This window comes from Azospirillum sp. UFLA03-27 (genome assembly GCF_059803775.1).
In genome coordinates, this window is sequence record NZ_JAUQTX010000371.1 from 1 (window position 1) to 4,477 (window position 4,477).

Annotated in this window: 4 protein-coding genes; 1 reads left to right on the forward strand and 3 read right to left on the reverse strand. The window is 66.6% G+C overall.

The features are described from left to right. On the forward strand, nt 1-350 hold a 350-nt coding region (locus Q4I23_RS30705), incomplete at its 5' end, for a right-handed parallel beta-helix repeat-containing protein (RefSeq protein WP_498528731.1). Between the two features lie 809 nt (nt 351-1,159). Here the strand turns inward: Q4I23_RS30705 and Q4I23_RS30710 are convergent. From Q4I23_RS30710 to Q4I23_RS30720, 3 genes are all read right to left on the reverse strand, one after another. Next, complete coding sequence (locus Q4I23_RS30710; protein WP_498528732.1) at nt 1,160-1,930, reverse strand: hypothetical protein; 771 nt, start codon at nt 1,928-1,930, stop codon at nt 1,160-1,162. An 88-nt stretch (nt 1,931-2,018) separates the two neighbouring features. Next, nucleotides 2,019-3,206 (reverse strand): polysaccharide pyruvyl transferase family protein, encoded by a 1,188-nt coding sequence (locus tag Q4I23_RS30715; RefSeq protein ID WP_476958751.1) that lies wholly within the window; start codon nt 3,204-3,206, stop codon nt 2,019-2,021. Nucleotides 3,207-3,269: 63 nt separating this feature from the next. Continuing rightward, on the reverse strand, nt 3,270-4,451 hold the full coding sequence (locus Q4I23_RS30720) for a hypothetical protein (protein ID WP_498528733.1): 1,182 nt from the start codon (nt 4,449-4,451) through the stop codon (nt 3,270-3,272). Nucleotides 4,452-4,477 lie beyond the last annotated feature (26 nt).

The following is a 4,477-nucleotide window of genomic DNA, read 5'->3' on the forward strand; positions in this document are numbered from 1 at the left end:
AGATCCACGACAACACGATCTACGACAACCCGCGCGGCGCCGGCATCCTCGCCAAGTCGAGCACCGAGATCTACGACAACACGATCTACGGCAACGCCAACGTCGGCATCTCGGTCGGCCAGAATCAGGGCACCAGCGTCACCTACAAGATCTACGGCAACGAGATCTTCAACAACAACGGCGGCATCATGGAGCACCTGAAGGGCGCCGGGTCGATCACGCTCGACGTGCACGACAACATCTTCAACAACAACAACGGCCGCTCGGCGGTGTCCATCGCCGACAGCATCAGCCAGAACGTTGCCAACAACACCATCTCCTCGGCCTCCAAGGCCAGCCCGACCGCCTAAGGACGGGTTCTCTCTCCATCGTTTCGGCGACGACCGCGCCCGGCCATTCCTTGGCCGGGCGTCGGTGCGTTTGGATGCCGGCGACCACCAGCGCAGGAAGACGCCGACATCACCGGGCATGCCGCCAGGATAGCTCAGAATCTGGGCGCGCAGCTTGTAGCCGGCGGGGCGCAGATAACGGTCGTAGTTATCGTAAACCTCTCGCGCGAAACCGGTGAGGCTGTCCGGCCAGTCGGGCTCGAAATTGTTGATCGCCCGGCCGCCATCGCTGCAATAGCTGCTCGGGAAGCGCACGATCTGGATTTCGCTTTCTCCGCGTTCCGCTGCGCCGCGCACGGCGTGGGTGAAGCGCTCCTTGGCGTCGGGACGGATGTGCTGGTGCATGAAGGCTTCGTGGATCGCGCTCTGCTCCTCCTGCTTCTTCTTTGCAAGCTCCTGCGCCTCCTTCAGCCGCGCCATTTCCTGCGCTTCGGTGATCGCGTGGAGATCCCTGGGCGTGATGAGGTCGCCGCCAAGCGGAGGGTTCGGAGGGGTGGAAGGACCATCTGCGGGCATGTCGCATGTCTTCCGGTAGAAGGCCACCGGCCTTGTCGGTTCGGAATGCGGTTCGTTCCAGGGACGTCCTGGACGCCGCATGGCGGCCCGCATGATCCCGGCGGGACGCGCGTCATGCAGGTTGGCACGCGGGACGGCTGCCCGTCCACCATCGGCGCACGGCAAAGCCGCCGCCGGGCTCGGCGGCGGCTGAAGCGCCAGGGAACGATGAAACGGAGTCTTGGAGCAGGAGCCGGGAGGGCGGCGGGGTCCCGTTATCCGAAGATCGCCATCCCGATCACCGTCGCGGCGAAGGCCCCCATGGCCGAGGCCAGGGCGGCGATGATGGTGGGAGCGTGCGACTTGGCCGACTTCACCTTCAGTGCGTCGTCGAAGCCGCGCAGCGTCGTGTCCATGCGGACGAGGAAGACCTCCAGCCCGGCCACCCGCTCCTGAAGGCTGTGCAGCGCGTCCGACAGGGCGGCCTGCTGCGCCGCGGCGGCGCCGGTTCCGGCCTGGCCGGCGGCGATGCGCTCCTGCGTCTCGCGCAGCAGTCGGGCGATGCCCTGCTGGCCGGCGGCGATCTGCTGGTGGTCGCGGCGGGCGGCGTCCAGCCCGGCGCCGATGCGCACCAGATGCGGGGCGAGCGTGCGCTCGAGCAGCTTCTCCTCGGCGCTCGGCTGGGCGAAGGTGGCGATGGTGCCGGTGCTCGGGGCGGCGGCCACGGCGACGACGCGCGTGGGGTCGAGCCCGGCCGGAATTTCAAGCTCGGCCTCGAAGGCGTGGTGGCCGTCGCCGACGTTGCCGCCCACCAGATCCTCGCGCGGGCGATCGGCCAGCGCACGCCCCAGGACCACGCTGCGGCCGTCCGGCATCTCGGCGCGGAACTCCACCGTCAGGCGGTCGGTGGGGTAGGAGCGGTCCCAGGCCCATCCGTAGATTCGTCCGGCCTGGACGGCGTCCACCCGGCCTTCAATGACGGACGCCGCAGGCTCCGCCGCGACGGGGGTGGAGGACAGGGTGTCGGGCGTGGCGACGTCGGGCATGGCGGGCACTCGCGAAATAATTGAAGTCCCCTCTCCCCAGAGGGGAGAGGGTTACGAAAGTGCTTTTCTGGAAGAGCGGCAACCGCCGTCAGGCCGCCTTGCGCTGTGGGGTCTTGCGCGCGGTCGGGCTGGGCATGCGGTGCGGGATGTAGTTCTCGTCCAGGAACTCCCGCATGTCGCGGTAGCGCTGATAGAAGGTGCGGTTGAACTTCTCGAACAGGCTCTGGTCCCAGTATTCCTCCAGGACGAAGGGCTTGTCGGAATAGACATCGTAACAGGGGATCGCGAAGGTCTCCGCGAACTCCGCCGTGCGGCTGTCGTAGCTGAAATAGACCGACGGCGTGCCGTTCGACAGCGCCATCAGGTTGCCGTGCAGGCGATAGCCCAGCACGAGGTCCTTCGAGCGCACGATGTTCTCATAGTCGGCGACGACGTCCGAGTACCACAGGCGCGAGCGGTACAGCTCGTCCAGCTCCTCGTCGAAGTACCAGTTCTTCAGCCAGTTGTTGTTGTGCAGCTCGTCCCAGGCCTCGGCCTTCTGCTCGTCGGTGCCCCAGAGCAGCTTCTTTTCCTCGACCTCGCCCTGCATCATCAGGACGGTGTCGAAGCGGCGGCTCATGTCCTTGACGAAGTCGCGGTGGCGGGTGAGGTAGGTCTTCACGTCCGGCGAATAGTGGCTGGATACCTCGCGGCGCATGGTGATGCCGACGTTGCGCACGCTGTCCAGGGAGGGCAGGTCGATGCGCAGCTCCGGATCGCGGTTGCGGAAGGCGGTCGGGCAGCCGACGATGCGCACGTTCTTGATGCCGAGGTCCCACAGCACTTCGGCGGTGTAGGTGCCGCGCACGCCCAGCGTCGTCGACTTGTCGGCGAACATCTGCCAGATGCGCTTGCTCTCGTCCGACAGCGTCAGCTTGCCGGTGGCCGGGGCTTGGGCGCCGACGCCGAAGGCGATGACCGGGATGCGCAGCTTGGACAGCACTTGCTCGGTGCCCTCCGGCCAGGTCATGTGGTCATGGATGTAGTTCGACCCGCGCAGGAAGACGTAATCGTATTCGGCGTTGGCCCGGTCCACCACCTCCTGCTTGAACTCGCGGATCTCGACGACGTCGAGACGGTCGAAGGTCAGCAGTTTCAGCGAGGAATCGTAGACGAAGGCGTCGCCGATGTTGTGGTAATGATTGATGCTACGCTGAATGTTCTGGTAGCTGTACCACCGCACGCAGTCATGGTCGTAGACTTCGCCGGAGGGAATCATGACTAGGATGTTAGCCAATTTAATTCTCCTGGGGTCGGGGTGGTGGAAGGTTGCAGGGTTCGGGTTTTATCTTGATGAATTTTAGCCGCCTTGGGACGGCTCAACCCGGATCATTATTCGGACCAGATCGCGATCCCTGGTCGGCTTGCAGTTTTCCTGGGCAAGCCGGGTCAGGTAGAGCCAGGCGTTTCCATCCGTGTCCTCGTAATTCCGGCTTCTGGCGTCCGGATCGAGAATGGCCGGGTAGTAGAAGGTCTCGTCCACGGCGCAATTCTTGTCGGTGAGCAGCGGCGCCGCCCAGGCGAGGCGGGGGGCGGACCAGTCGATCAGGTCGCCGGAGGTCGACACCCACACGCCGGACACCGGCTCGGACCCTTTGCGTTCTGCCCGCCGCCCGGCCATCACCGCAACGTAGAGGCCGCTCGGCGTGTGGCGGACGAGGCTGGTGACGGTGAAGGGCAGGCGGTTGGGTGGCAGCGGCGCGCAGACCGACGCCTCGGGATCGGCTTCGCCCTGCGTGTAGGGATCGCGGAAGCGGACGGTGAAGTCCCGCCCGTCCCACGCCCGCCAGGACGCCGGATCGCCGAGGTCGCGGGTGCGCATCAGACAGACGCCGCGCTTCTGCGCGCCGATGCCCTCGGCGAAGGCCATCGCGTAGTACCAGCCGTCGCGCTCGACGATGTTGCTCGGCGCGAACAGCCCGGCCCGCTTCCCCAGATCGCCGCGGAAGCGGTAGGGCACCCCGGCGACGTAGCGCGCCGGTCCGAAGCTCTGCCCGCCGTCGTGCGAGACGGTGAGGGTCAGCGCGTTCCACCAGCAGGCCATGTAGTCGCCGGTCGGGCAGAGGTCGCGGCGCTTGTGGCCGTGGTATTCGTTGTGGACCAGCCCGTAGACGGTCGTGCCGTCCAGCGTGTAGGGCGAGGTGAGCCAGCCCATGTCGTCGAACCGCGCCGGGTCGTCGCGCTTGGCCGACTGGAAGACGATGCGGCAGGCGTGGTGCAGGTCGTTCAGCGACGGACCGCTCAAGGTACGCGCGCGGGTGTGCGCGGCGAGCAGCCGGACGCTGCCGTCCGCCGCCTTCCAGGCGCGCGCCGGGGCGTCCGGCACATCCCAGTCCTCGCAGGCCTGGGTGCGGTGATCGTAGACGGTCTCCAGCCCCGCGCCCGCGGGGACGCTGACGCGGAGGTCGGTGGCCTGCGAGGGGGTGGCGAGGAGAGTTGTGAGAATGAGGGCGTATTGCCCCCACCCCTGTCTCTTATACACATCTGACGCTGCCGACGATTATACGC

What these genes read in the sequence shown, in the direction of transcription:
- Q4I23_RS30710 (WP_498528732.1), bottom strand. Translation starts at nt 1,930, where the DNA reads ATGCCCGACGTCGCCACGCCCGACACCCTGTCCTCCACCCCCGTCGCG.